This is a genomic window from Acidovorax cavernicola (assembly GCF_003581445.1).
The window spans coordinates 1-2,055 of sequence record NZ_QXMN01000160.1; the positions used below are offsets into that span (position 1 = coordinate 1).

2 protein-coding genes are annotated in these 2,055 nt (G+C 68.2%); both read left to right on the forward strand.

All coding sequences use genetic code 11. The annotated features are described in order from the left end of the window. On the forward strand, positions 1 to 1,201 hold a 1,201-nt coding region (locus tag D3H34_RS32015; RefSeq protein ID WP_119558803.1), incomplete at its 5' end, for a cobyric acid synthase. 156 nt (positions 1,202 to 1,357) lie between these two features. Further along, positions 1,358 to 1,744, forward strand: coding sequence for a hypothetical protein (locus D3H34_RS34100; RefSeq protein WP_147400560.1), 387 nt, complete (start codon positions 1,358 to 1,360; stop codon positions 1,742 to 1,744). The last annotated feature ends 311 nt before the right edge of the window (positions 1,745 to 2,055 follow it).

Genomic DNA, 2,055 nt, shown 5'->3' on the forward strand with positions numbered 1-2,055 from the left:
GCCCGAAGCCGACATGCGCAGCCAGGTGGTGATGCTGGGTCAGGTCGACAGCCAGCTCACGCAACTGCCCTGGCGCGAGCGCAGCGCCCATGTCTGGCCGCGCATCGCGCAGGCGCTGGACGCGCTGCGCAGCGAGAACGACGTGGTGATCATCGAAGGCGCGGGCTCGCCCGCCGAGATCAATCTGCACGGCAGCGATGTCGTCAACATGCGCGTCGCGCGCCATGCGCAGGCGCATTGCCTGCTGGTCAGCGACATAGACCGCGGCGGCGCGTTCGCGCATCTGTACGGCACCTGGGCGTTGCTGCCCGCCGAGGAGCAGGCGCTGATCCGCGGCTTCGTGCTCAACAAGTTCCGCGGCGACGCGCGCCTGCTCGCGCCCGGCCCGCAGATGCTCGAAGACCTGACCGGCGTGCCGGTCGTGGCGACCATTCCCCGGATCGCGCGCCATGGCCTGCCCGAAGAGGACGGTGTCTATGACGCCGGCGCCGACGACCTCGACGCCAGCGCCGTGGTGCACACCACGGTGGCGGTGATCGCCTACCCGCGCGCGAGCAATCTTGACGAGTTCCAGCCATTGATCAACGTTCCCGGCGTGCGCCTGGTCTGGGCGCGCAGCCCGGCCCAGCTGCAGGGCGTGGACTGGGTGATTCTTCCGGGCTCCAAGGCCACGGCCAGCGACCTGCGCTGGCTGCGCCGCCAGGGGCTGGACGCCGCGCTCACGGCGCATGTGGCGCAGGGCGGCCGGCTCTGGGGCATCTGCGGCGGCCTGCAGATGCTGGGCGAAGCCTTGATCGATCTGCACGGCGTAGACGGCAACGAGGCCGGGCTGGGCCTGCTGCCGCTGGTCACGGTGTTCGAGGCCGACAAGCGGCTGCTGCGCGCCGAAGTGCGCATGCCGCAGCTTGACGCGCCCTGGCAGGCGCTGTCGGGCGTCGACATGCAGGTCTACGAAATCCACCATGGCAGCACGCGCGTGCGGGGCGACATGGTGGCCGCGGGCATGGGCGTGTACGAACGCGTGCCGGGCCTGGTCTGGCAAAGCGCCGACGGCCGCATTCTGGCGAGCTACTGGCATGGCATGTTCGAGAACGCCGCCGTCGTGCAGGCCTTGCTGGGCGCGCACGCGCCGACGCTGGACAGCGTCTTCGAGCGCCTCGCGGCCGGCGTGGATGCGTGGTTTGCGCCCGCGGCGGGCTGATGCGGCAAGGTGTAGGTTCGCACCTTCACTCGCAGGGGGGCTGGGCTGATAAGGCTTCAAAATGTACGGCCCCAAGCTGAGGCACGCGTCCAAGAGGTTGCCATTCCTTTCCGGAATCCCTCTCGATCGTGTTCTTTCAGTCTGGAGAAAAACACCATGAAATCAACCACCTGGTCCCGCTCCCTGCAAATGGCGCTGTGTGCCACCGCTGTGTGTTCCTTTGGCGCGGTCAACGCACAGACGCCGCCCCCGGCTGGTGCCGCCGGAATCTCCCAATCCCAATCCGAAGTGACGCATCCGGCCCAGGCGCCCGCGGTGCGCTCCGGCTCGCGAGACGGCATGCCACGTTATTCCCCATCCAGAGGCGAGTCACAATCGCAGTCCGATGTGAGCAAGCCCGCACAGGCACCGGCGGTGCGCGCAGGATCGCGCGACGGCATGGAAGGCACGCCGCCCGTGCATTCCCGCTCCACCGGAATGTCCCAGTCGGAGTCCGAGGAGAAGAATCCCGCGCAGGCCCCGGCGGGTGCTGGCGGCAAGTAACGGCGGCGCGTGCCCGACAGGTCCCGCGTGGACCTGTTCCATGGCGACAGGCCCTGCGGGGCCTTTTTTCATCGCCAGGCCGCCACAAGCTGAAAAGTGCCCCCACCCGGGAGGGCAGGGGACCTTGCTCAGCAAGGGCCATTTTCATGCCCGCAGCCTGCGGGGCGGTCGTCCCTCTGTTGTAGGTCCGCGCCTGCAGCCGCAGGCGTGCTGGGCTGATAAGGCGGGCCGGCAAACTGCCGCAAGCTCTGAAATATAGCGAAGAGGCCGCAGTTGCGGCTTTCTCGTTTTCTTTCGATCCACTCTGGAGA

What these genes read in the sequence shown, in the direction of transcription:
- D3H34_RS34100 (WP_147400560.1), top strand. Translation starts at nt 1,358, where the DNA reads ATGAAATCAACCACCTGGTCCCGCTCCCTGCAAATGGCGCTGTGTGCC.